Source organism: Infirmifilum sp. (assembly GCF_049970975.1).
GTDB lineage: Archaea > Thermoproteota > Thermoprotei > Thermofilales > Thermofilaceae > Thermofilum > Thermofilum uzonense.
Map to the genome: position 1 here is coordinate 16033 of NZ_JBMFLX010000002.1, position 24314 is coordinate 40346.

A 24314-nucleotide genomic window follows, 5' to 3' on the forward strand; every position below is an offset into this window, starting at 1 on the left:
CATCTAGGCAAAGTCGAATAGAGAGGACTGTTTCTTACCCTTATAGAAGTGTTCCTCCTTTATGCCGAAATATTCCAGGATGCGTAAAGCTGCAGGTATAATCTGGCGTTTAGTATAGTATTCTGTGTCAACATCGCTGAGCGATTTCAGCATGAAGAAGGGAAGAGCCTTCTCAGAGACTTTCTCCCCGCCCTTAACCACGATATAGCCTATCTTAGACCCCTTGCCCACCCGCCAACCCTGACTGGCCATAATCTTGGCAGCCCTTACGTGTGGCGCGTCTACCTCGTATTCGTCAAGGCTTTTAGAAAGCGTCTTCCATATGATTAGCTTCTGTGCGGGAATCTTGTTTGCCTCCAAGTCTGCAATGACCTTTCTCACATAGTCCACAGCCTTCCAGGGATCTCCTTCCTTCAGGACGATCTCTATGACCTTTTCTTGAATCTCCTTGGATATCTCTGCCCAGTCACCCCTAACCGCTTCAAGCCCGACAACATCTATCCTACCATCCTGTAAAAGCCCACAATACCTCTTCTTCGCCTCTGTGAAGAATACTTTGACATAGACCTTATCTACCTTTATCTCAAAGCCGAGGTTTTTCTCCACATAGTCAACGAGTTCCTGAACCTTCTTGGGATCATTTTCCAGGAAAAGAGAGTCCGTGTCACCGTAGATCACGTGGAGGCCGAGACCCTTAGCGCGTGACAGGGTGGTCTTTATAAGCTCTCTACCCCAGGCCGTCGTGGACTCTGCAACCTCCCTCATATACCACCTTGCAACGCTCCAACCGCTATACCCATAGGTAGCGTTAGTGACAACCTTTATGGCCTTTTGTCTCTCGTCAAGCAGTCTGAAGGTATCGCTGTCAGGGTCGAGCTTCTTCATCTGTTCCCTGATCTTTCGCCTTGCCTCTAGTAGATCTTCCAGTACCTTTGAGTAAAACCCCTTTGGACTCTTCCTGAACCTGTGACCGACTCCCGGTGCTATATTAACTTCTTCTGGATCAACCTCGAGGTCTGGAGGAACATAGGTATCAGGCGACACGTTGTACTTGATCATTATATTAGGGTACATAGATGAGAAGTCCAAAACAGCTATGTTCTCGTGTATGCCGGGCTCAGGCTTAAGGACAATAGCGCCAGCGTAGGTTTCAAGGGGCCTCTCCTTACTGTTCGGCACCAGTTCATTAAAAGAATATGCTTTGCGGATAAGGTGCCACTCCACGCGGTTACCGACTGAAGCCGCAAAGACCTGGTCCAATGGTAGCCCTACAAGGCTTGAAAGTTGGATGGCAAAAGGTAAAACAGCCTCGGCAAGCCTGTATGTGCTTAACGCATCATCCCTATTATAGCGCCTTAGAACGTCACGCTGGGACGGGTTATCCCAATACTGATAGACTAGCATCGGGTCTATTAGCGTCCTCTCCTCTTTCTTTACCAGCCCGAGATAATCGACAATATTCTCCAAGGTCTTCATCTTGACCTCAGGGATTTCGCTGGCGTAGTCGTAGAGGTCCATGTTAGCACGCCCAACTATGCTGTAGTGTCCGTAAACGCTTTGGGCAGGCTCGCCAGTACTTCTAGCTATATCCAGCTTTACCCCGTTTTTACGGGCGCGCGTCAGAATATACGGCCAGTCAAACCTATTGCTATTATACCCGACGATTACGTCCGGATCCTCCTCTAAGAGATCATCTACGAACTCTCTAATCAGCCTAGAATCATTCTTGTCCTCTGCTTCGAATGTCTCTATGCCATTCCTCGTCGCCCTACTTATCAAGACAATGTTGTCTCTCTCGGGATCCGGTTCTCCAAACTTGTTATAGCATTCTATGTCGAAGGCATACACCTTTAGACCAGGAAGTCTCTGTTCCTCTACGGGCTCCGGAGGCGTCACAGCCTCGAATACACGGTCTACCCGCCATACACGTGGTTTCTCAGCCTCCTTCACCTTTACACTGTGCCAGGCGCTGGGCCTGACATCATTGTCAACCATGTACCTCATGTAGAACCTGATGTCAGCCTCTAGAACCTCCTTTACACCCTTGGCTTTCGCAGCGGCTTCACGCGCTTCTGGAACACTTCGAGGATCCGACAAGGTTATCTTGACGACCTCGACCGGTTTACCGAAGTACTTCTTTTCTACTCTCTCTAAAGATAACACTTTTATCTTGGAAAGACTCGTTTGGAGAGACCTCAGCAGCTCATCGGTTATTTTCTCGCCGGCCGGCAGCACGTAGAAATACGGGCGGAAACTCTTGTCGATGACAACTATCCTCTCGCCAGCCTCGCTAATACCCCACAATCTAACCTCCGGTACCCCGTTAACCACATCATAGCTAACGTCGAGAAGCCAAAAGACTTCCTCAGACACGACCATCTTCAAGACTATCTATCGGGAGCTGTTTAAAAAAGATAATGTGCGGGATGCATATCTTGTCTCAGCGGGGGAGAGGCCAGGTAAGATTTTTCTCTCGAGCACCCTCCTTTGATATGGTTAGAACGTCTATACCATCCCCGCTAGCCGCGTCTCGTTTCATGGCGGCTTCTACTGCCTTCACGGCCAGCTTTTCCGCCTCCTCAATGCTTAAAGAGGAGTTATATGCGTCCTCGATGATACTTATCGCCAGCTGGGTTCCCGTTCCCAGCGCAACATAGTCATCTTCAATAATAGCTCCTATAGGGTCGAGCGAGTATAGATGAGAGCCACCCTCGTCTATCCCTCCGACAACTATCTCCGCGAAGTAGGGGAAAAGTCTCCTTTCATAGAGAACATAAGAGAGCAGTTTAGCCGTTGTCCATACACTAGGCGAAATCCCAGCGTCCAACGCGTACAAACGCATTTCAGCCTCAACGATTCTCGCCAGTGTCTGCATATCCGCCATAAGTCCCGCACTAGCTATGCCCATTCGGTCAAGTATCCTGTAGACCTTCTTACCCGACTTGCTCATCAGGTATAGACCATAGGAGACCCTCTTCTCAGCTGCAAGCACAACACCATCAGCAACCCTAATACCCACTGTAGTACCAGGGAGGAACTCTGCCTCTCCCATCAGTTACACCGCTTAAAAACAAAATATGCTAGGCTATAAGCCTTGTGTCTATTGAGAACCTCCCGTACATAAGTTTATAAGTTTCCATTAGGTCTTCTAATTAAGAGAGCGGGGTATCGTGGCTCCAGATATGACTGAGGAGAAGCCCAGGCATGCTTCACCGCTCTATGTGAAACTCCCTGAAAGTGAATATTGCATAGACTATATACTAGTAGCTGAGAAGAATGTGGTTCTCGCAAAGGAGTCTGACGACGCATCTAAGATAACGCCGGGGACAGCGAACACCCTTAAAACTATAGCTGATTTCCTGGACGCGCTTCCCATTATACTCTCCAATAAGATTTCAGGGGAAAAGCTGGAGGAGAGCATTGTATATTCTCGCCACAACATCCCGGTGGTGAGCCACGAGACTTTCAAGCATCTATTTACTGGAGGCAGGGCACCTCTCATCTACTTCTCTCACGGCGGCGTATACGTCAAAGTGAGGGGTAAAAAGCTCAAGGAGCTTCGGGAAAAAATGGGGTTGAGCAGGGGAGAGCTGGCCTGGAGGATAGGTGTCTCTAACAAGGCTATAGTTAACTACGAGGAGGGAGAGAGTGACGTTAGCCTGGACGTCGCTTGGAAGCTAGAAAAGCTTTTCGGGGATGTTATTTTCGAGGAGGTCTCGACAGAGTCGTTGAAGGAAATCTTCAACGAGAAAATAAAGGCCCCAGACTCTGAACCCAGGGATGCTATACTTCGCTCCGTCTTCATAGAGCTTAGATCCTATGGCTTCAAGAACTATGTATTCTCCAAGGTGCCCTTCGACGCGGGTGTGAAGTTCGCACGCGAGAAGATAAACGTCAAGATAGCTATAAAAGAGGAGTCCTCGAGTAAAGACATCATGATAGCTAGCAAGGTCTCCGAGCACACTCACACCCCCCTTGTCGTCATAGCTAACACGCTTGACGAGGTAGGGGATGAGGAGAACCTCGTTGTAGTTAAGAGCAAGGACCCACGCAAAGTCAGAGATGCCATCCTTAACATCTTCAAGAGAGAAGGCCAGCAAGTTCACTTCCAGTAAGGCTGACTTCATGACCGACTTTTGCAGGATACGGGAGACTTGCGAGGGGAAAGCCGTACTACGACATTGCGATCTAAGCGAGTATGCCGATGCCTCTGGATTTGTTGACCCTGCCTGGGCCCCGGTTTTCTACAATCCTAGGATGCGTTGCTCAAGAGATATTTCAACGTCGGTTGTCGCGGCTTACGCACAGCTAACCGGGAGAAGCAACCTGACGGTTATCGACGTGATGAGTGCGACAGGCGTGAGGGGGATACGGTATGCGCTCGAGGTCGAGGGCATCTCAAGGGTTATTTTGAACGACGTGAATCCCAGGGCGGTAGACCTTGCAAGACAGAATGTCGATTTGAACGGGTTGCGGGATGTAGCATCGGTTGAGAATAAGGAGGCGCACATCTTGCTAGCCTCTCTCAGGGCGGATATTGTGGACGTCGACCCCTTCGGGACTCCGGCCCCTTATGTCCATCCAGCGATAAGGGCTTTGAGGCACAAAGGACTGCTCTGCGTCACGGCAACGGACCTTCCACCTCTTTTGGGAAAATACCCTGCAGCCTGTGTCAGGAAATACTTCTCTCTAAGCTTCAAGTCGGAGTTTTCACGTGAACTGGCGGCTAGAATCCTTCTTTATTTTATCGCCCGTGAAGCGGCTAAGCTAGGAAGGCGTATAAGGCCCTTCTATACATATTATCTTGATCATCATATTAGAGTCTGCGTCATAATTGAAAAGAGCTCCAAAAGTAGTTTTCTCGAGGAAAACACGGGTCTCATACTCTACAACCCTGAAACGCTGGAGCGCCACAAGATCATTCTACGGGAGCTTTATGGACTGCCTGGCAAGCTGGCACCTAGCGGCGTAGCCGTATTGGGAGGCCCCTTATGGCTGGGAAGCTTATGGGGCGATGAGGCCGCTAATAAAGTGTTAGACCATTATACGTCCCGGGTGACCGCCCTAGGGCTGTGTAAGAAGGGGGCTAGACTCGCCAAAAGAGTCGTCGAGGAGCTACACCACGAGAGCTTCTACTTCACTACCGAGAGTATAGCCTCCCGATTCCAGCTCCCGCACGAAGTATCTCCTGATGATCTGATAACCCGGCTGAATTCTCTTGGTTACCCCTCCTCTCACACCCACTTTGACGACAAAGGCTTCAGGACACGCGCAGACCTGAAAACGATTCTGGACGCGTGGAGCTCTATCTGAAAAAGAAAACTTTATGTATGGAGGGGTAATCTTGACGTGGGAGAATCTCATGGGCTATCAGAAATACCTCGCTGAAATCTGGAAGAGACCCCTCAAGGGGGATCACGGAAAGCTCATGAAGGAAAGATTCATATTCTGGCGAAGAGAGCCCACCGTGGTTAGGATCGAGAAGCCTACAAGGATAAACCGTGCACGAGCCTTAGGCTACAAGGCTAAACAGGGCTATGTCGTTGCCAGGGTTCGTGTCAGAAAGGGCGGCTTGAACAGGCCACGTCCAAGCAGTGGCAGGAGGCCGAAGAGAATGGGCGTCGAGGGCTACAGTCCTCACAAGAGCCTGCAATGGATAGCTGAAGAAAAAGCAGCTAGGAAGTTCCCAAATCTAGTAGTCCTTGGCTCATACTGGGTTGGTGAAGACGGAGTCTACAAATGGTATGAGGTAGTCATGGCTGACCCTAACCATCCTGCTGTAAAGAACGACCCCGAGAGGAGGTGGATATCCGGGTTCAGCGTGAAGAAGGACTACAGGATCACCCGTGAAAAGCTATTAAAGATCCTACAGAAAGCAAACCTCGAGGGGTCTCCTGGAGGCGAGGAGAAAGACTCAAAATGAAAAAGACAAGGTTAGCAACATCCGTCGAGATCTCTAGTTTTATCCACGCTACAGAGGAAGAGGAAAGAGTCCTTCAAGCCGTGAAAAACCTTCTTCCTCCTGACCTCAGGAACCTAGAATATGTTGATGTAAAGAAAAGCATCAGTTATGGTTACTATGGGAACCCTATAGTCTTCCTTAGCCTAAATTTCCCAGAGTCCCAAGTTGACGAGATAACGCTCTATATACTCTCCCATCTCCCAAAGGGGGACATCAAAAGCATATTAGATGATTTTGAGAAAAGATTTGCCAGGGGGCGTCTCTACCTGCGTTTCGATAAACAGGAGGCGTACTACGGGAATCTGAAACTCAGCGAGGGGGATGAAGTGATTAAATGCGTTATAAAGTTTAAGCCCCATCTACGCAAGCGTGGCGACTTTGAATCAGTTTTCAAGGAGCTAGGAGTTTTATCATGAAACGGAAACGTTTCTACGACGTTTTCTGCGGCCTCGTCGGAAACCTAGACCCGTACGAACTTAAAGGTCTCTACACGAGAGCGTCAAGACTCGGCTACGCCGGCTGTGCTATTGTCTATATAATCGAGGATTCCAGCGATATACGAGAGGCATTTGAGAAACTTAGAGCCGCTCGCAGGGTTCTAGATATTCTCCAAGAGGATAATCACAAATTATACTTGAGATGTCACCTTAAGGTCTCGGGTCAGGGAAAGGCTAAGAGTTTCCTAGCTAGGGCTAGAAGGTTATGCGACTTAGCATCTATTGAGGGATTAACTCGTGAATCTATAGCCTTTGCGAGTCGTGACAGGAGGATTGACATTCTAACGTTAGTCCCAGGTGTCTCTCCAAGGCTGTTCCGTGGTGATATCCTTTACATAGCCGAATACGAGAAGCTGGTAGAGGTCCCCTTTTCATACATGTGGGACGCGGACCCATTAATCTTTTCCAAGAAGATTATGCACGCCCGCACCTCGCTGCAAAAGGTTATAGCGAAGAAGTTGCCAGTACTCGTATCTAGTGGAGGGGATGGAAGTATTGATCCGAGGGCTCTGTTCTCTTTCGCCGAGCTTACACTGGGAGCCGATTACTCAGTTCTGGTCAAGTCAGCCTCAACGCTTATCGAGAAAAGATTGCATGAGAACAGGGAAAGGATACTTGGGATAAGACCCGTAGAGGGTGTACGCGTAAAAGCTGATAAAGCTTAACACGCCGACTGCTTGTAATAGGTTAATAAGAGAAAAAGAGAAATAATTTTGAAAGGATACTCGATTAGGTTGCCGGGTTATTCTGGAGGAGGTATCGAGCCTTTAAGGAGGTCTACATGTTCATCTGTTAGTAGACACTCCCTGTAGGTGGCTAAGCTCGTTTTGCCCTCTGAAAGCTTCACTCTGTGGAACAGGAATTTCTTGTTTGGTATGTCTGCTGTGAAGACCCTGATCTCAGGCAACTGCTCCAAGTATTTTTTAAGATCTTCGTGTGACAGTACAGTGGATAGTTGTTTTGTCGCCAGCCATACCCGCACGTGAATAGCTAGTACTCCCTTGAATCTCGCCTTTGCTAGGGCTTTAAGGGTCTCTATGGTGGCTTCATTGACCGTGCTTAGCTTCTGCTCTCCACCGTATGAGATATATACTGCCTCGAATTTTTCCTCGACTATCTCCTTTGCTATCTCCTCAATTCTCTCCTTCTCGTAGGTAAAAACTGCGCCTATTCCATCTCTATATCCCGTAACATATGTGAAGGATGTTAGTGCGGATGCGGCCATGGCGGCGCATATTCTGTCGGGATACGTTAGAACGGCTACCCTCTTGAGCCCATCGAAGAGATGTTCTCCTACGAGTCTTCCTGTAAGTGAGCGGAGGTATAATTCCTTATACAGTGGCAGGAGAGATGCTGTTTTTGAAGCCATGTTTTGAATTATATCTTGAAGGAATTTATTTCTTTTCCTAAACGGTTCTAACAATATCTCTTACCCATTTTTTCGATTATTTAAACCATCGTGTAAACCAGACGCTGTAAGTGTTTCATTCCCTGCTACTCTAAGTATCCTTAGTAGATCTCTTCCAGGTGAAAAATATTTTAGGAGCTGAATCTACGGCTTAATTACTGTTGCCCTGGTATGAGGGACGTCAAGCACAGATACGTCGTGGTCCGTGTCAAGGATAGTTCAAAGTCTCCAGAAGAGATCGAGGGACTAGTAACCAGTCTTATACTCCAACTCTTCGGCGTTGATGGTCTCTCTAGAGTGCTCCCGAAGGTTGTCTACCGTAATGACCGTGGGATTTCCGTTATAAGGGTTAGACGCGAGGGCTTGAAAATCTTTAGAGCTTCCTTAACGTTGGATCGTTCCTCGAGCATATATGTGATGAAAACCACTGGGACTCTAAGGAAGGCTTCACGTATAGCTGACAGTTGGAGGGATGAAGTCTAAGCCGCCCTGCGCAGTAGGAAAGCCTAATAAGAAGTTAGTGTGCCTTTATCCTGAAAAATCATGAATGAGTTGATAGTGTTAGGCGGTTCTACATGTACAGCCATCGGACTCGAGGTCTCGAGAATACTGGGAGTAGAGTTTCAGCCAGTGATTACCCGTGAGTTTCCCGACGGAGAGCTCTATGTAAGGGTTCCGTTAGGTGTTAGTGGGAAAAGAGTTGTCCTCGTCGAGTGTGCTGGGAGAAGGCCTAACTCAGCCTTGGTTGAGAGTGTCCTGACGGTGAAGACTCTTCTCAAGAAGGGGGCTCGTGAAGTTGTACTGGCCCTGCCGTACTTCCCTTATGCGCGGCAGGATGAGGAGTTCAATCCCGGGGAAGCCGAGAGCCTGAGGATCGTGGCAGAAATGCTGGAGGGGCTTGGGGTTTCAGGCATTGTTACGGTAGATATGCACCTTCACAGGTTTAAGAGTATGGAGCAGGTCTTTCACATCAAAGCGGTCAATGTGACTGCCATGAACGAACTCGCAAGTTATCTCTCCCAAAGATATAGTGATTTTTCCCTGGTCGTCGGTCCTGATGAAGAGGCTGAACAGTGGGCTAGGGTTTTTTCAGAAAAGGTTAACGCGCCGTACATAGTTCTAAGGAAAGAGAGAAGGGGTGATGAGGACGTCGAGGTCAGAGGAGGTCTCCCGTATAAAGGCAGAGTAGTTATAGTTGACGACATTATTAGTACTGGCTCTACCATTGCAGAGACAGCCTCGAATATTAAAGCTATGGGAGCGGGCGAAATACTTGTTGCCTGTACGCACGGTCTTTTCGTGAGCGGTGCGGAGTCAAAGATATTTGCCTCCGGTGTACAAGATATTATATCCACGAACAGCGTTCCTAACCCATTTGCCCGCGTTAGTGTAGCTCCGGCTTTAGCCGCCGGCTTAAAAAGGGTGATGGGTGATGAGTAAGATCGATTACTCGGAGGTTATTGAAAGCATAAGGTCGGGACGAATTCATAGTTCTTCCGAGGTGGTTATCTTCGCCTTGAATAAGATGGTTGACGTTCTTGAGTCCGAGAAAAAGCTCAGCAGTTTTGCTAATTTTGCACTTAAAGTTGTGAAATCGCGTCCCACGTCTGCTTTGCTAGTGAACGCTACACGGGAACTTGCACAAGTAATACTGAAGAACAAGGAAAGCAGCATTGAGGAGATATTGGAGCTTTCCAGAAGGAAGGTGGAAGAGTTAAAGGGGCGTATTCATGACTCTGTTGAATCTTCCGCCGCGATAGCCGAGAAGAGAATCGAGTCGGGTGACACCCTGCTTACAACTTCTTACAGTATTTTCGTGAAGAGAACCCTTGAAAACGCGGTTAAAAAGGGGAAAGATTTAAAGGTGGTTGTAACCGAGTCGCGGCCCGGTAGCGAGGGATTCAGAATGGCTTCAGAGCTTGTCTCACTGGGCTTAGACGTTACTCTAATCGTTGACTCGGCGGTCAGGTTTGTAATGAAAAATGTTGACAAGGTTTTTCTTTCTTCTGAGAGCGTCACCGCTAATGGAGCGAATGTTACAAAGGTGGGCTCCAGTCAGATTGCGCTCGCAGCCCACGAGGCTCGAGTCAGAGTGTTCGTGGTGACGTCAACTTTGAAGTTTAGCCCTGAAACACTTGTCGGCGAACTCGTGGAGATACCTGAAGCTGATACCAGTGAAATGCGGGAAATGTTGCTAAAGAAAGGGTTGGATAAGGTAAAGATAAGGGCCCCTCTATTTGACGTCACACCACCCGAGTATATAGACGCGATCATAACTGAGAAGGGCCTTGTAGCGCCATCCTTCGCTATAATGACTGTTCGCGACCTTTACGGGTGGCCTCCTAAACCTCCTCTTCTTGAAGAGACTCTCATGGAATTGGCACGGGTTGACAGATGATGGAGCGAGCTCTCCCTGAGGAGGTTGTCGAGATAGCGCGTGACATAAAGGATATGAGGATACGGGGCGCTGGGAGGATTGCGAGAGCCGCGGCTCGGGCTCTCAGCATGGCCGTGGAGAAATATTCTGGGGACGACTTGGAAGACTTTAGGAGGTACATCGGGTTCGTTGCTGAGTATCTTGTAAAGACTCGTCCCACGGCTGTCTCGCTTCCGAACGCGGTAAGCTTTGTGGTGAATCCCTTCTTTAAGGCTCGGGATTTGAAAAGCGTGCAGGAGGCGAGGAGAATGCTTTTAGAACGTGCCTCAGCATTCATAAAATATTCGGAGGATGCTCTCGAGAGAATAGCCGAGATCGGGAGCAGGTTGGTACAGGACGGAGATAACATTCTTACGCATTGTAACAGCGAGGCTGTTGCCTCTATCATCCGGCGTGCGATTCGTGAGGGAAAAAACATTAAGGTGTTTGCCACGGAGACCCGTCCCTTGTATCAGGGACATATCACTGCCAGGATGCTTCTCGATGCTGGGGCGGATATAACTCTAATACCGGACTCAAGCATTAGAAGCATTATTCGTAGAATTGACAAGGTCATAGTGGGTGCTGATACTGTGACAGCTAACGGTGCAGTTGTCAACAAGATTGGCACGAGCCTTATAGCTTTGATAGCTCACGAAAGGAGGACTGACTTCTATGTGGCAACTGAGACCTACAAGTTCAGCCCCTACACGGTCTGGGGCGAGCCAGTAGTTATAGAAGAGAGGGCTCCAACAGAAGTAGCATCTCAAGAGTTTCTAGACAAGCATCCCAAGTTAAAAATACTTAACCCCTCTTTTGACGTCACGCCATCAAGTTACATAACAGGGATAATCACGGAGATAGGTCTAATACCGCCGAACGCTGCCCTTCTCGTGCTAGAGGAAGTATACGGGCGTGAGGCTGGACACGAGCCGATCCAAGGATTAGATGAGGGGGAGGTTTAACCCCTTAAGAGGCGATAAAGCTAATTTGCCGTTTAAACTATTAGATATATGGTTGGTGGATCCCCTAAAATTACAACGATCTCATGGAGCGAACTATTCAGTGACACCTTAGAGTTGGCTAAGAGAATTATTTCAAGCGGCTTTATCCCTGAAAGACTTATCGTTGTTGTGAGGGGAGGATTAGTCGTCGGACGGATTCTCTCAGATCTCCTGCAAGTTAAAGAGCTCGTAAACCTTCCGGTCTCCTTTTACAAGGGTGTCGGAACCACTCGGGACAAACCCGTAATCTCAGCAGATATAGATGAGAGTACAATTAAGGGTAGGAGTGTACTGATAGTCGACGACATTGTCGACACGGGTGAAACCTTGAAAGCTGTCCTGGCCTATGTCGAGAGTCTTAAACCCAGAATTGTTAGGAGTGCTGCCCCGTATGTCAAGCCCTGGGCTAACCCCTTCCCGGATTACTACGTTAAAATCGTAGAGGACTGGGTGGTTTTTCCTTATGAACTCCGGGAAACAATGGAAACCCTCCCGGCTAACACCGCTGAAAATTTGGGGCTGGATGAAAAGACTCTAGAGGAGATAAAAACACTTATCGGCATGTTCAACGCCGAAAAAGAGGGGACGTCTAGAGAACCTCAAGGGAATACCAATGGATTACTCTAACATCTTCGCTAAATTCATAAGCGAGCTATTGAACAGGAATTTGGAAAGACTTGAGAAAGATTTCTATGAAAGGACAGTTAATGAGCTCAACAAGCTTAGAGGTGAGAGGGTTTTAGCGAGAAGCATATCAAATACTCTAAAGGTCATGTTGATCCTGAGGCTTTCCAAGGAGCTTATGATGCTCGTCACAGATCCCTCTAAGCTCGACGTGGAAACATTGCCAATACTAGAAAAGAAAATCCTCCTTGAAATCATCGACGCCTTGAAATCCCTGGAGCCTAGTCAGGACGTGAAAGACAATGCCCCAAAGACGGGTGAAACGAGCTCCACCCAGAAGCCTGGGGGTGAAGGCTCTAGATCTCCTCCAATAGTTAGCGAAGTGAAACAGGAGGGGAAAACCCTTGTCTTCTTCTTGAAGGCGTATCCACGCATAATCGACCATGACTTGAGTCTGGGGCCATTCAATAAGGGTGACATAGCTTATCTTCCCAAAAGGCTTGCCAAGGAGCTTGTCAACTCGGGTTATGTCGAGGAGATTGTTGAGATAACACCGCCTGCCTGACCTCATACTTAACGTTGTACATTGTAAGCTGAGTGGTAGCCGGAAAAGCTTAATATGTTGCTATCCTTGAGAGAGTGGGGATAATGACTAGTATGGAAGGTGACTTCGCCTCGTATGATGAACTGCTTGAAAGAGCGTATAAACTACTGCCCCGGCGCAGGTCAAAATCAACGGGAGAGAGATTTGTATTGCCGAGGTTCGAGGTAAACATTACGGGTAAAAGGGTCTATATTATAAACTTTAAGGAAGTCGCGGAAACTCTCAACAGGGATCCTCACGTCTTGCTTAGATTTCTTCTTAAAGAAGTAGCTCTTCCAGGCGTATACGATGAGGGGGTAGCTGTTATTCAGGGTGAGGTCTCTCCACAGCTTCTGAACAAGCTCTTGGAGAGGTTCTTCAACGAGTATGTAAAGTGCCCCATATGCGAAAGCCCAGACACACTCCTCGTAAAGGAGAAGAAGATCATGCAGATCAAATGCATGGCTTGCGGAGCAATTTCTCCGGTTAAACCTTTCTAGTCTTTTCCTCAATTGCTTCCTCGATAGCCTCGATTAGTTTCTCTAGGTTCTGCTTTTTCTCGGCGGATATACCGATAAACTCCAGGTTTTGGAAGACTTGCCTAAATCTAGTAAGATGTTCATCGTTAGCAGCATCTATCTTGTTTAGGACTATTATTTGTCTGATATGGGGAAAGTTTCCTGCTATGCCTGTGTAAACAGCCCTCTGATATTCTAGTGGGAATCCACACATCTCCGTAGGATCCACTACGAACAGTATGAGCTTGGATATGTGTCGGATTGCGAGTACAGCCTGGAGCTCTATCCTGTTCTTCTCTTCGAGAGGCGTGTCCAGTAAACCAGGGGTATCTAATAGTTGAACCCTGGACCATTTGAGGTCAAGAATGCCGACTTGTAATTCTTTCGTGGTAAACGGGTACGGGCTGACCTTTGGCTTGGCATTCGTGAGTGCCCTCAGGAGGGTTGATTTTCCAACGTTGGGTGCTCCCGCTATCACTACTGATGGGATCTCAGTGTCGATCTCTGGGAGCTTTAGGAAGGCTTCCTGGACGTTTCTTACTGTGGAGAAACAGTTTTCCAAGCTTTTCAAGACAGATAGTGTTCGTCCAAAGAACGCCCGTCTCGCCTTGACTGCCTCGGCTTGACTTGCGGAGGATTTTATCCTCCTTTTTGACTCAGAGTAGATTTTCCTAATGATTTTTCTGGCAGAGGCAAGCTTTGCTGCACATTTCTTATACTCATTGGGATCCACACTCAGAAGTAGAAGATCACGGAAGAGTGGGTGAAGGTCGTCGAGATAGGGACTGGTCTCTACTATTGCCCTGAGACGTGTGTCTACAACTTTAAAAGATCTTTCTATGCATCGTTGAGCGTCGAGTCTCATTCTCTCGAGTTTTTCCACCCGGGGCGGAGGTGGTCGTCTCTTGCAAGCCTCAACGGCTCTTTCGAAGAGGTCTTTAGGCTCACGGTAAGCTAGTACCATTTTTTTCTTTTGTAGTTCAATATTCAAAATGATCACATGAGCAGAGTTATTATGGTGGTGGAAAATGACGCTTTCTGTAGGCTATTCTTTCTGAGCCACTATGAATGCATGGGCCTCGTCGTAAGGTTCTAGGTGTAGCGACTCCTGCACTTTATACCCGCGCTGTTCAAGATGCTCCATTTCTTTCTTGTATGTCTCGGATGGAGCTTTAGTTACGTCGATGCTCATGGCCTTGATCGCCATCATTATCCATCCGCCCTTTTTCAAAAACATGTCAGCATTGTCTGCCACGTACTTACTCTGGAATGGCTGCGCTATGTCCGCGTAGATGACGTCTACTGACTCAACTATGTGCGCGTACTTTGAGGGGAACCTTGCATCAGCTAGTAGAGGGATCACATTCATCCTGTGATTGGCTACTTTCTCGATAAATTCTCTCATGACGCGGGGGGCGAACTCGACGCCATAGAGGATACCTTTCGGGCCTACAATATCGGAGACATGACTGGGGGTGGTTCCCGAGGCGACTCCTAGGTAGAGAACCTTTGTACCTGGCCGAATGGGATTGATTTTCAGTCCCTTTGATATGGCACCCGCTAGCTTGCTCCTGTATGGATTCCATATCCTATACTCTTTTCCCTCTAGGACAATTAACTGTTCCCCATAAACCTTTATCCCTGGTGCCAGGTTTACCGTTGCCAATCTTTCACTTCCGTCCTCGAAAGACACGACGTAGACAGCCGGGAAACTCGTATGTTCCTGAACACTTATAGCTCTAATCATCTCCTATCACCTTTCCAATGTTTTTTACCCTTTTTAACCCTTCTAGGCTTCTCGCTCTCCTTCTTTAAGGGAGGTTTCTCGTAAAGTTTCTTTATCTCATCGACTCTCTTCTCTAAATCTTCTCGAAGCTCATCGGCTCGATACTCGCCTGAGAATGCATCAATACGTGCTGCTATCGCCAGCTTCGCAGCTAGTGCTCTTGCGATTTTTCCTCTTTGCCATCGGGGCGATTTGTGAATTAAGGGGTGCTGGAATATCACGCCGTGCTTTGGAGGCTTGGCGCCGTATCTGAGTGCCCTGAAAAGCGCCTTCTCTGCGCCTAGAACCTGTATCGTGCTGGCAGGCAGTTTGGCTAGTTTTTCTAGCCCACCAGCAAGTGCGATGAGCCTGGCACCCAGTAGCGAGCCTACGAGTCCCCTTACGTTTGGAGCAACCTCGTACATTGCCTCGTCAATATACTTTTCAAGGCTTCGTCTTACGATGTAGAGGCGAAGACCAGTATCTGAGATCAGCCTGATGGCCTCAAGGTCGAATTCGGTGAGATCCGCGCCCATGCTTTTGCTTGCCGCGTCGACGATCTTATTTGCAAGTTCTTCCTTAATACCAAGCTTGACTAGTGATTCCTTGGTAATTTTTTCTCTAAAGCCAGCATTACTGACTATTTTGAAGTAGTCCTCGTGTTCCTCAACCAATGAATCTAACTCGGGGAAGTGTAAGCTATACCATTCTCTTACTCTCGACGCGAAGAGGTTTATCGTCTTGTTTACATCGTCGAGGGCGTTAATGGCCTGGGCTATGAATAGGTCTCTCTTTTCGGCTACCTCTTTTACTTTTAGCCTAGCAAGATGTAGGGCTGCATCGCGTAGAATCTTGTAGTACTCGTCCTCCTTTATTCCTAGCGTTTTCTCGACGAGAACAACAATTTTTTCTCGTGCTCTCGCGAAAACAGTGTTGTTGGGGGAGTGCTCCACCTTAATATTCCGTAAATTCGAGGAGAGAAACCGTCCAAGATCTTCGTCTTCGACTATTATCGTATCACCAGTTTTCGTTGATTCCATGATGAACTTGAGAGCGTTTTCAGATAGCCTCCCTTGTTCTAGTTCGTATAAGTAGTTTGCAATAGAGGCCAAATCGGGGGCTTGGTACATCTGATAATATTTAATTGGCTCCGCGTTCTCATTGAGTAAGTAGAGGGCGAAGGGCGATGGAAATAGATACAGTACAGACATATCTACCACTTTAGATTTGTTTTGGTCTCAAATATAAACCTCTCCCGAGTTTAAAGTTACGTAAATGATCTCTAGGGAATGCTTACTTCTCTTTAATTATATTTCATTAAGAGACAAAGACATGCTTTGATCCATGTAACGTTGTAAAAGTGATTGGGCGGGTATTCCTGTATATTTGGAGAGCCTGTAGTCCTTCGGCGAAAATCTTAAAGTAGTGAATGCTCTTTACTTAGGAGAAGTTTTCATGAGGCCTCTAGGGAAAGTTAGACTTTATACTCGTGCTAAGAATCTCCTGGTTGAGGCGCAGGAGGTTCCGGAGATAGGGGAGCGTGTCTTTGACGAGAAAATGGCGCAGATAGGATATATATACGATATTATAGGTCCGGTGAATTCTCCCTATGTCTTGGTCAAGGTTGATGAGAGTCGATGGAAGCCTGAGGCATTTATAGGGAAGATTCTTTATTGGAAGGGGACGCCCCGAGGCGCAAGGAAGGTTAGGAAGGGGGGAGGCGGTGGTCGACGTTAAGTGTCCCTCTTGTGGATCAACCAAGCCGCCTGTCTTTAACCCTGATTCTGGGGAATATATATGCCCTGATTGTGGATATATTTACGGTCCAGTCTGGGAGCCATTTATCCCAAGGTCGAAGGACGAGTACAGGATGAAAGTTCACAGCGAGAAAATGTCGCGGAACCCTGACACTACGCCTAAATCACTCATTAAAAAATATCCCCTAGGACGGAGGTTACTGAAGCAGGATGAGGCTAGAGTTGTTAGGTATGATATGTATCTCTCGAGCGTTCAGCGCACGTATAATGTGCCGGAGTATGTGATAGAAGAGGTCCGGAAGCTTTTTCAAAAACTACAAGAGGGAAGGGTTTTGAAGGGTAGAAGCCATAAGCTTGTGATAGCAACGCTCCTATATGTTGTCTCGAAAAAATACCCAAACGTTAAGGTCACTAGAGAAACGCTTGAGAAAATATCCGAGTCGGACATTACGAGGATTTACAGGTTTTATAGGTTTCTCGTAAGAGAAGGCTATATTGATTCGCCGAAGCCCTCAACTCCTAGGAAGCCTGGGCACTATTTGCCAGAGATAACTAGTCGAATAGAACAAGAGTTAAAGAGCTCGCCGGAGAAAGGTAAGGTTCTAACGTTTTTTCACAGAATCCCTCAAAACCTACTGCTCAAGGCCTCGGAAGAGTTTTCAAAGTATCTTCAGGGAACTAAGCCTAACGGTTTGGCAGCCGCAACTGTCTACTTTTTCTTGCGTGTAACCGGGATCAGGCTTAACCAGGATGTAATAGCTAATATTGCGGAGGTCTCGCCTTTAACGGTGAGAAGGATTATTAAAGAAATTACAAACTCCACGGATATTGTTCTAAAGATATAAGATTGCTCCAATGAATAAGTAAAAGTTTTTAAATGTAAAGTTTATATTGGGAATTAAGTTGTGCAAAAATGCTCGTAAAGCGCCACAAACCGCAATTTCATATGGTGACCATATGGCTATAGTTAACGAGGACATTCAGACTTTAAGACAACAGTTCATTGAGTTGCGCAAAAAACTGCAAGAGTTGAATGAGCGAATTTCTGAGCTGCGTAGCAACCGAGATCTATCAAACTCGGAGGTGAAAAAACTATCCGCTGAGATAAAATCCCTACGCGAACAATTATTCCAAATGCGGGATCAAGCGACGCAACTAATTGCAAGGAAAAAAGAGCTTTACGATAAGCTTGTGGCCATCCGTGATGAGAGGCGTAAGCTTATCGAAGAGCTTAACAAGAGCAGGGAAGACCTGAAAAGATTAAATGCCGAGTACAAGTCGCTACGAAGCTTTCTAGGCTCTAGAACTTACGATGAAGAAGAGCTGAGAAGCCGAATTGAGCAGCTTGAATGGCAGTACCAGACTATGACTCTGCCGCCCGAGGTCGAGAAGATCCTAATTAACAAGATTAGAAGCCTCGAGTCTATTTACGTTAACGTTAAACACCTCAATGAGTTAAGATCGCGCCTCGAGGAAACCAGGCAGAAGATCCCCCAGCTTAAAGATAAAATTTCAAAGTTGTCCCAGGAATTAAAACAGGTTGTAGATGAATACCTTAAAGCTAAAGAGGAGGTTCAGAAGCTGAAAACACAGAGGAGCGAGCTCTTCAAGAAAATCCAGGAGCTTAGACAACAAAGGGATTCCATTCGCGAAAAGGCCAATGCATATCATCAAGAGCTTATCTCATTACTACAAGAGGAGAAAACTTTACGTGAAGAGCTTGAGAGAGTATCAGTCCTCTTAAAGGCAAAGGAGTTGTCACAGCATCTGGAAGAGAGGAAAAAGTTGCTTTACGGCAAGGCTCTAGAGGCCTACGAAAAATACCAGAGGGGAGAGTCTCTAACGTTGGACGAATTCAAGCTGCTTGTCGAGTTTAACATGCTTGGAAAAGAGCTTCAAAAAAGTAATCCCTAACAAAAACGTTAATTTCCACAGATAATTCCTATTTTGTGAGCTCAACAACCAAGTTACAGATAGCGGTTGACGTCACTGATGAAAAACAGGCTCTAGGGATAGCTGGATTAGTAGATACAGCATGCAACCAGGGTCTTTTAGATTGTAAGAGGATCATCCTTGAGGCTGGAACCCCACTGATAAAGATGTACGGTATGAGTATTTTGTCGAGGATGAAGCTAGCATCTCCGAAAACAAAGCTTATGGCAGACTTAAAGACGGCCGATGTCGGTCGACTTGAGGCGGAACTAGCATACTCTTTTTCCGCGGACAGCGTTTCTGTTTTAGCAGCGGCACCATTCTCGACAATCAGGTCCGTGTTGATCACGGGGAAGGACTACGGTAGGGGGGTCGTAATTGACTTCCTTGGAGTCTCTGATCTGAGAGCAAGGTCTAAGAGAATACTAGAAATTGTACACGAGATTAATTTTCCCACCGAGAACCTGGTTTTCGAATTTCACAGAGGGATAGATGAAGAAAGAGGGATAAGCGTGGAAGAGTTCTTCGGAGAGGTCGCCGACGTGGCTGGGGCTCTTAAAAAAGCACTACCCGAGCTTTCAATAGCGGTTGCCGGGGGAATCACGCCTCAACTAAAACGCGAGATCGAGCAAACGTTCAAGGCCGACATTTATGTTGTAGGTAGATACATAACTTCTAACCCAACCATCGACAAAATTCTGGAGTTCTTATAGCCTTGAATTCTAATGAAACTTTTTAATTTTTAATCATGTATTTGTCTGGGCTTTCATATTCAATCTCAATCACTCACTTTGAGGTGTTTCGAAATCTTCTCCACCCATATAGATCTGTTGAAGGTAGAAGTAGACTTCTTCAAAGTTCTCGCTCTTCTTTGCCGACACCATAACCACGGGTATTATGGACAGGAACTCTGTTAAAACCCTAACAACACTTCCCGTGAAATGAGCGTCATAGTCTCTGGGAACCTTAGATATCTCAAACTCCAATGTCTCTGGATGTGCCAGCCAGTTCAAGATCTTCTCCTTCTCGCTGTCGGACAGCAAGTCCATCTTGTTCAATAGCACTATGAGTGGGAGTTTAAACCTGTAGAAAGCTGATGCCGCTAGGAATATTTGTGATACGAGGTTATAAGGGTCAATTGATAGTGACGCGTCAAGCAGGAAGGCGACAGCGCAGGCCCTATCCTTCGAGCACAATGTGTTGACCATTATGCCTCCGCTCTGCCTAAAAGTGAACACCTCCATTTGTCCCGGTGTATCTATAAGCACATACCCCTCAGCCTCCTCGTCAATGCTTTTACTAATTTTAGGTAAATGCTCCAGTGATAAATCGGTAGCCGCTATTATGGCGCCGTTAGGGCCAAGCCCATATTCTTCCAGAACATCCCGTACAAACACGTATTCACGTACATCGACGTCTGGTACATAATCGAGGTTCTCAACAGCTGGATCTAGGTTGACGGTGGCTGTAGGTACATTGTGGCTCTGAAGCCAGTCTCGAAAACTTGCCGTGAAGGTCGACTTTCCGGAGCCTGCCGGGCCAATTATGTATACGAGCAGCTTCATGATCCTCAAATGAGATAGACTAGAAGATATGCATTAAACATTGCTCTACAAAGCTTAGGGGGATATAACAAGCAATAAATTCATGTTTTTCATAAAGATCATTTAGGCGATCGCTCTAATGTCCTCGCGGTCAAAGATCTCCCTAGCCGAGGAGAACATCGAGAAGCTAGAAGAGTCGTCAGTGCAGTTCGACCTTCTTCTCAAGAAAGTTCTAGAGACTATTGTGAATGAGGGAGACTCTGGGATCCTTCAAAAAGAGTTGTGGAAGAAGCTTGGCCTTGACAGCAGGAAAGGCCTTAAAATCATCAAACGGCTGGAGGAACAAGGATTGATCGAAAGAGAACAGGTAATCCAACGCGGCAGGAAAACTTACATTGTGAGAGCCGCACATAGGGCCAGGAAGGAGATAGAGTTACCAGCCTTTCTCGACGAGATACCCTGTTTCTATTGCCCAAACCTCGCAAGATGTGCCAGTGGCGAGGTAGACTTCCTCTCTTGTCCTCTACTAAAAAGGTGGTTGGAAAGTGACCAATGAGAGAGTCCTAAGGGTCTTTGTAGCCGTTAAGATAACCAACAGTCAAGTGCTAGAAGAGATAAAGAGAGTACAGGAAGACCTAGAGAGAGCTGGTATAAAAGCGAAAATGGTTGAGCTGGAGAACATGCATATTACTCTACAATTTATAGGTGAAATCCCCCACGAGAAAGTTCTCCTCATACAACGAAATCTTCAAGAGGTTAAGGCCTCCCCCTTCACGATCGAGTTTGAGGGTTTAGGTGCCTTCCCGAACATACGCAACCCTAGGGTCATATGGGTCGGTGTCAAGAAAGGAGCTGACGAGCTATCCGCCCTCGCGAGGGCTGTACAGCAAGCCGTAGCCTTATCCCGCATAAGGTTCGAGTCAGAGGAATTCACCCCACACTTGACGATAGCTCGTGTGAAGGCACCAATAAACAGCGAGGTCAGAAAAATACTAGAGAGTAACGGGTCAACGCATTTCGGTGAACAGGAGGTTCACCAATTCCATCTAATAAAGAGTACTTTAACTCCTAGGGGTCCCATTTACACAGACCTTGCAGTCTACCCACTGTCTCAAACATGAATTAAATGCAAATAAATGAGAGGTATGGCTGACAAATCGCTTGAAGTAAACCTGGAGTGTGTCAATGACTACTCGTATCTATATGAACCCACACCTGAACAACGCGAGAATATCGAGAAAATAACCAGAGAGGTTATCTCGAAAATCAATGAAGTTATCGAAGAGCTAGGGCTTCGAGGAGTGATCCGAGAGGTCTCCGTACAAGGGTCTTTTGCTAGAGACACATGGCTGCCCGAGGACACTGATGTAGATGTTTTCCTGCTGTTCGATAAGAGCTTCGACTTCGAACAAATGAGGAAGATGACAGAACTGATAAGCGGCAAGGTTGCTGTGAAGCTGGGAGCTTCTATTGAAACACGTTTTGCCTCTCACCCTTACTATGTCATCGGGTTTAACAGGGTTGAAGTAGAAATAGTCCCGGCATATAAGATAGAAGACATTAGGGAAATGAGGACGGCTGTGGATAGAACCCCCTTCCACACATCCTACATAACCTCATCCCTTCTTAGGAAACCATGGCTCAAAAAAGAGATACGCGTATTGAAAGTCTTGCTTAAAAGACTTGGAATTTACGGTGCCGAGTTGGAGGTCAGAGGATTCTCAGGCTACTTATCCGAAGTACTGGTGATAGCCTATGATGGGCTCGTCCCACTTTTGGAAGCCGCGTCGAGGTGGATACCCTGGAAGGTACTTATCCCCCATGATGCTCCCCGGAGCCTGATAGGTACAGCACCCCTAATAGTTCTAGATCCCGTTGATTTAAGGCGTAACGCGGCTGCCGCTGTCGGTCTTGAGCAGCTCTCGAAATTCATTGCTTTCTCTAAAATCTTCGTGGAAAATCCTGAGATTTTGTGCTGCATGCTAGAGGGTAAGAGAGAGGTTCCCGACTATATGTTGGACGAGAACATAATTATTCTCCGCCTATTATCTCATCCACCCCTATCCGAGGACGCGCTAGCCGGCAAGCTTAGAAGAATTCTTGACTCAACGCGTAACACACTAGAGAGAAACGGGTTCAATGTTCTCAGAGGGCTTATGGTTCATGCAAGAAGGGATTTCTTTCTCGTCTTCCAGCTCGAAACATCTGTTCTGCCTCCTCTTGAAAAGAAGATTGGTCCCCCCGTATGGCATACTAACTCTAAAAACTTTCTGAGAAAATGGGCTTCTCATACACCGGCACCCTTCATAGACGGCGACAGATGGGTTGTTATCTCGGAACGAAAAATAAGGAAGGCCGAGGAAGTGATCATGAACGCGCTGAAAGTATACAAGGGCTTTGAATGGGAGATTATGAGAGGAGAGGAATCCTACTGGAAGATTGCGGAGGATGAATACCGCGAGATAAAAGGAGTCTTAGCGGGGAGCGAGATTTGGATCTACTGCTTGAAGAAATACGTGAGTGGGCACAAATTATAACGTATCCTGTACCCTACTCCGAGGAGCTTTTTAGGAGGGTTACAGAGTTCAGAATGCTAGGCATCAAGCGGTTTATCGAAGAAGGTGGAGTCGAGGTTCTAGGAAAGAGAGTTCTAGGAAAGGGAACCGTAGGTATAGTTGTCAGGGCTGAATTCATTGGAGGAACGAGTGTTGCCGTGAAAATACGAAGACTAGATGCATCACGCGCCACTCTTCTACGCGAAGCAAGAATACTTCATAAGATCAATGCTTTAAATGTAGGTCCCAGGCTCATAGCAGCTTCCAGAAACTTCCTGGTTTGGAAATTTGTTGAGGGCGTCCCCCTAGATGAATGGATACTGAAAAGCAGTGCGACAGAAATACGCCTCACTTTTAGCCTTATCCTCAGCCAACTCTGGACTCTTGACAGGATAGGTGTAGCACATAATGAGCTTTCGAGGTTTAAAGATCACATACTCATCCAGAGAGACGGTACGCCTGTGATTATCGATTTCGAGTCATCCTCGGAAAACAAGTTTGCATCCAATATTCCTCAATTCCTTGGCTTTCTGCTTAATGAGAACTCACGGCTTGCAAGGATACTCTACGAGAAACTAGGGGTAAAAAAGTCTCGCGAAGAAATAGTGCAAACATTAAGAAATTACAAGAAGGGAAGGGCCTCTCTCTACGATATTTATGCTCTTCTAGAGTGAGAAATTCTCATTTTAAGGTCTCGATCACGATATATGTTTTTGTCTCGCGTACCCCTTCAAGTGTATTTATCTTGTTCAAGACCTGGTCAAGAAGGCTTTGTGAAACATGTATCACAACATCATATTCTCCGGTCACTCTGTACACTTTTTCAAGCGGCATTTCTCTAAGTATAGAATATATGTGAAGTCGTTTTTGAGGCTCAAGTTTTAGCATGATCAAAGCTGTGCCGCTTTGCCCTGAGATCATTTGGACTGCTTTCTCTGTTAGATCAATAAAACCTCTTCCCGTGCGTATAAGACCATGCTCGCGTAGCTTCTTGAGATGCATGTTTAGTGCCTGTCTAGTAATGCCCAAGTTTTTAGCTATAGAGCTTTGGGTTTCAGTGACTGTATAGACACGGATTGGTTGACTTTTTTTGAAGAAATAATTTAATAGTTCAAATTGTTTTTCAGTAAGGGTTCCTGAATCCATAAGTCTATTAATACAAATGTAAAAATAAATTTTTCTTATTTACCCAGGTGATTCAGCAACTCGTTTCACGAAGCATACCCCTGATAAACTTTTAATCATAGTTAATCAAAGAGGGAGTTATGAGTATAAGTGTTCCATATGTGCCTAGCCCGCCCGAAGTTATCAAAAAGGCGTTCCAAATAGCTGACTTGAAGCCGGGCGAGCTTGTTCTTGACCCAGGGTGCGGTGATGGCAGGTCTCTCGTAATAGCATCCAAGTACTTCGGGGCTAGAGGTGTGGGTATTGAGATTAGGAAGGATTTACTCGAGACCGCTATGAGAAGGATAGTGGACGAGGGAGTATCGGATAAGGTTTTACTGATACACGGAAGCTTCTACGATATAAAGTTTCCTCCAGCCGATGTTGTTTTCCTCTATTTGTTAACTTCAGTAAATGAACGTCTCAGACCGAAACTAGAAAGAGAGCTTAAGCCGGACACGAGGATAGTCTCACACGACTTTGAAATAACGGGCTGGAAGCCTGTGGAGGTAGTGACTGTTGAAGAGGGCGGCAGGACTCACAAAATCTATTTTTATATAGTCGGCGAGAGTAGGAGGACATGAT

General features: G+C 46.7%; 29 protein-coding genes. 21 read left to right on the forward strand and 8 right to left on the reverse strand.

The window, feature by feature from the left end:
• Positions 1-3: 3 nt before the first annotated feature.
• Both ACP5KC_RS00775 and psmB read right to left on the reverse strand, forming a co-directional pair.
• A complete protein-coding gene (locus ACP5KC_RS00775) occupies positions 4-2373 on the reverse strand; it encodes a DNA polymerase II (RefSeq protein WP_273434173.1) in 2370 nt (789 codons plus the stop codon).
• Between the two features lie 67 nt (positions 2374-2440).
• The gene (gene psmB / locus ACP5KC_RS00780; RefSeq protein ID WP_273434171.1) at positions 2441-3052 is read right to left on the reverse strand and encodes an archaeal proteasome endopeptidase complex subunit beta; all 612 of its coding nucleotides are present in this window, start codon (positions 3050-3052) and stop codon (positions 2441-2443) included.
• A 130-nt stretch (positions 3053-3182) separates the two neighbouring features.
• Between psmB and ACP5KC_RS00785 the strand changes: the two genes are divergently transcribed.
• From ACP5KC_RS00785 to ACP5KC_RS00805, 5 genes are read left to right on the forward strand one after another with little or no spacing between them, the layout of a single operon-like run.
• Positions 3183-4115, forward strand: a complete 933-nt coding sequence (locus ACP5KC_RS00785) for a helix-turn-helix domain-containing protein (RefSeq protein ID WP_052884740.1) — start codon at positions 3183-3185, stop codon at positions 4113-4115.
• Entirely contained in the window at positions 4063-5313 is a 1251-nt protein-coding gene (locus tag ACP5KC_RS00790; protein ID WP_191118560.1) for a hypothetical protein, read from the forward strand. Before ACP5KC_RS00785 ends, ACP5KC_RS00790 begins: the two co-directional genes overlap by 53 nt.
• A 49-nt stretch (positions 5314-5362) precedes the next feature.
• Entirely contained in the window at positions 5363-5923 is a 561-nt protein-coding gene (locus tag ACP5KC_RS00795) for a 50S ribosomal protein L15e (RefSeq protein ID WP_424738227.1), read from the forward strand.
• Entirely contained in the window at positions 5920-6378 is a 459-nt protein-coding gene (locus ACP5KC_RS00800; RefSeq protein WP_052884742.1) for an RNA-binding domain-containing protein, read from the forward strand. Before ACP5KC_RS00795 ends, ACP5KC_RS00800 begins: the two co-directional genes overlap by 4 nt.
• The gene (locus tag ACP5KC_RS00805; RefSeq protein WP_428286730.1) at positions 6375-7124 is read left to right on the forward strand and encodes a hypothetical protein; all 750 of its coding nucleotides are present in this window, start codon (positions 6375-6377) and stop codon (positions 7122-7124) included. Before ACP5KC_RS00800 ends, ACP5KC_RS00805 begins: the two co-directional genes overlap by 4 nt.
• Before the next feature lie 77 nt (positions 7125-7201).
• Here ACP5KC_RS00805 and ACP5KC_RS00810 read toward each other — a convergent pair whose 3' ends face one another.
• Positions 7202-7828, reverse strand: a complete 627-nt coding sequence (locus tag ACP5KC_RS00810; protein WP_273434165.1) for a hypothetical protein — start codon at positions 7826-7828, stop codon at positions 7202-7204.
• 210 nt (positions 7829-8038) lie between these two features.
• Between ACP5KC_RS00810 and ACP5KC_RS00815 the strand changes: the two genes are divergently transcribed.
• The 7 genes from ACP5KC_RS00815 to ACP5KC_RS00845 all read left to right on the forward strand — a co-directional run bounded on the left by ACP5KC_RS00815 (position 8039) and on the right by ACP5KC_RS00845 (position 12994).
• Positions 8039-8350: an Rpp14/Pop5 family protein gene (locus ACP5KC_RS00815; protein ID WP_052884745.1), complete on the forward strand. Its 312-nt coding sequence runs from the start codon at positions 8039-8041 to the stop codon at positions 8348-8350.
• Between the two features lie 60 nt (positions 8351-8410).
• Positions 8411-9307 (forward strand): ribose-phosphate diphosphokinase, encoded by an 897-nt coding sequence (prs, locus tag ACP5KC_RS00820; protein ID WP_273434162.1) that lies wholly within the window; start codon positions 8411-8413, stop codon positions 9305-9307.
• Positions 9300-10265, forward strand: coding sequence for a translation initiation factor eIF-2B (locus ACP5KC_RS00825; RefSeq protein ID WP_052884747.1), 966 nt, complete (start codon positions 9300-9302; stop codon positions 10263-10265). The genes prs and ACP5KC_RS00825 overlap by 8 nt, the downstream gene beginning before the upstream one ends.
• Positions 10265-11248, forward strand: a complete 984-nt coding sequence (locus tag ACP5KC_RS00830) for a ribose 1,5-bisphosphate isomerase (protein WP_052884748.1) — start codon at positions 10265-10267, stop codon at positions 11246-11248. Before ACP5KC_RS00825 ends, ACP5KC_RS00830 begins: the two co-directional genes overlap by 1 nt.
• A gap of 48 nt (positions 11249-11296) precedes the next feature.
• Complete coding sequence (locus tag ACP5KC_RS00835; protein ID WP_273434156.1) at positions 11297-11914, forward strand: phosphoribosyltransferase family protein; 618 nt, start codon at positions 11297-11299, stop codon at positions 11912-11914.
• Positions 11901-12476, forward strand: coding sequence for a hypothetical protein (locus ACP5KC_RS00840; RefSeq protein WP_424738187.1), 576 nt, complete (start codon positions 11901-11903; stop codon positions 12474-12476). Before ACP5KC_RS00835 ends, ACP5KC_RS00840 begins: the two co-directional genes overlap by 14 nt.
• A gap of 83 nt (positions 12477-12559) precedes the next feature.
• Positions 12560-12994, forward strand: a complete 435-nt coding sequence (locus ACP5KC_RS00845) for a translation initiation factor IF-2 subunit beta (RefSeq protein WP_191118561.1) — start codon at positions 12560-12562, stop codon at positions 12992-12994.
• Here the strand turns inward: ACP5KC_RS00845 and ACP5KC_RS00850 are convergent.
• The 3 genes from ACP5KC_RS00850 to ACP5KC_RS00860 form a co-directional block, all read right to left on the reverse strand.
• Positions 12981-13976 (reverse strand): NOG1 family protein, encoded by a 996-nt coding sequence (locus ACP5KC_RS00850; protein WP_191118562.1) that lies wholly within the window; start codon positions 13974-13976, stop codon positions 12981-12983. The two genes, ACP5KC_RS00845 and ACP5KC_RS00850, sit on opposite strands and share 14 nt — an antisense overlap.
• 81 nt (positions 13977-14057) lie before the next feature.
• The gene (locus ACP5KC_RS00855) at positions 14058-14759 is read right to left on the reverse strand and encodes a fibrillarin-like rRNA/tRNA 2'-O-methyltransferase (RefSeq protein ID WP_052884753.1); all 702 of its coding nucleotides are present in this window, start codon (positions 14757-14759) and stop codon (positions 14058-14060) included.
• Positions 14756-15988 (reverse strand): C/D box methylation guide ribonucleoprotein complex aNOP56 subunit, encoded by a 1233-nt coding sequence (locus ACP5KC_RS00860; RefSeq protein ID WP_273434151.1) that lies wholly within the window; start codon positions 15986-15988, stop codon positions 14756-14758. The genes ACP5KC_RS00855 and ACP5KC_RS00860 overlap by 4 nt, the downstream gene beginning before the upstream one ends.
• Positions 15989-16232: 244 nt before the next feature.
• Between ACP5KC_RS00860 and ACP5KC_RS00865 the strand changes: the two genes are divergently transcribed.
• From ACP5KC_RS00865 to ACP5KC_RS00880, 4 genes are all read left to right on the forward strand, one after another.
• On the forward strand, positions 16233-16514 hold the full coding sequence (locus ACP5KC_RS00865) for an H/ACA ribonucleoprotein complex subunit GAR1 (RefSeq protein WP_191118563.1): 282 nt from the start codon (positions 16233-16235) through the stop codon (positions 16512-16514).
• Positions 16501-17379, forward strand: a complete 879-nt coding sequence (locus ACP5KC_RS00870) for a TFIIB-type zinc ribbon-containing protein (protein ID WP_424740609.1) — start codon at positions 16501-16503, stop codon at positions 17377-17379. The genes ACP5KC_RS00865 and ACP5KC_RS00870 overlap by 14 nt, the downstream gene beginning before the upstream one ends.
• Before the next feature lie 112 nt (positions 17380-17491).
• A complete protein-coding gene (locus tag ACP5KC_RS00875) occupies positions 17492-18448 on the forward strand; it encodes a coiled-coil protein (protein WP_052884757.1) in 957 nt (318 codons plus the stop codon).
• A 35-nt stretch (positions 18449-18483) separates the two neighbouring features.
• Positions 18484-19179, forward strand: coding sequence for an orotidine 5'-phosphate decarboxylase / HUMPS family protein (locus tag ACP5KC_RS00880; RefSeq protein WP_273434148.1), 696 nt, complete (start codon positions 18484-18486; stop codon positions 19177-19179).
• 69 nt (positions 19180-19248) lie between these two features.
• Here ACP5KC_RS00880 and ACP5KC_RS00885 read toward each other — a convergent pair whose 3' ends face one another.
• The gene (locus ACP5KC_RS00885; protein ID WP_273434146.1) at positions 19249-20031 is read right to left on the reverse strand and encodes an ATP/GTP-binding protein; all 783 of its coding nucleotides are present in this window, start codon (positions 20029-20031) and stop codon (positions 19249-19251) included.
• Between the two features lie 118 nt (positions 20032-20149).
• Here ACP5KC_RS00885 and ACP5KC_RS00890 point away from each other — a divergent pair, with 118 nt between their 5' ends.
• Genes ACP5KC_RS00890 through ACP5KC_RS00905 form a run of 4 tightly spaced genes read left to right on the forward strand, consistent with a single transcriptional unit; the run spans position 20150 to position 23239 of the window.
• The gene (locus ACP5KC_RS00890) at positions 20150-20566 is read left to right on the forward strand and encodes a winged helix DNA-binding protein (protein WP_052884760.1); all 417 of its coding nucleotides are present in this window, start codon (positions 20150-20152) and stop codon (positions 20564-20566) included.
• Positions 20556-21131, forward strand: a complete 576-nt coding sequence (thpR, locus tag ACP5KC_RS00895; RefSeq protein WP_052884761.1) for an RNA 2',3'-cyclic phosphodiesterase — start codon at positions 20556-20558, stop codon at positions 21129-21131. Before ACP5KC_RS00890 ends, thpR begins: the two co-directional genes overlap by 11 nt.
• 24 nt (positions 21132-21155) lie before the next feature.
• Positions 21156-22547 (forward strand): CCA tRNA nucleotidyltransferase, encoded by a 1392-nt coding sequence (gene cca / locus ACP5KC_RS00900; RefSeq protein WP_273434143.1) that lies wholly within the window; start codon positions 21156-21158, stop codon positions 22545-22547.
• Entirely contained in the window at positions 22502-23239 is a 738-nt protein-coding gene (locus ACP5KC_RS00905) for a hypothetical protein (protein WP_428286731.1), read from the forward strand. The genes cca and ACP5KC_RS00905 overlap by 46 nt, the downstream gene beginning before the upstream one ends.
• 7 nt (positions 23240-23246) lie before the next feature.
• On the opposite strand, the gene ACP5KC_RS00910 is transcribed toward ACP5KC_RS00905, so the two are convergent.
• Complete coding sequence (locus ACP5KC_RS00910; RefSeq protein ID WP_428286732.1) at positions 23247-23711, reverse strand: Lrp/AsnC family transcriptional regulator; 465 nt, start codon at positions 23709-23711, stop codon at positions 23247-23249.
• Positions 23712-23830: 119 nt separating this feature from the next.
• Here ACP5KC_RS00910 and ACP5KC_RS00915 point away from each other — a divergent pair, with 119 nt between their 5' ends.
• Positions 23831-24313: an SAM-dependent methyltransferase gene (locus ACP5KC_RS00915; RefSeq protein WP_052884765.1), complete on the forward strand. Its 483-nt coding sequence runs from the start codon at positions 23831-23833 to the stop codon at positions 24311-24313.
• Position 24314: the final 1 nt, after the last annotated feature.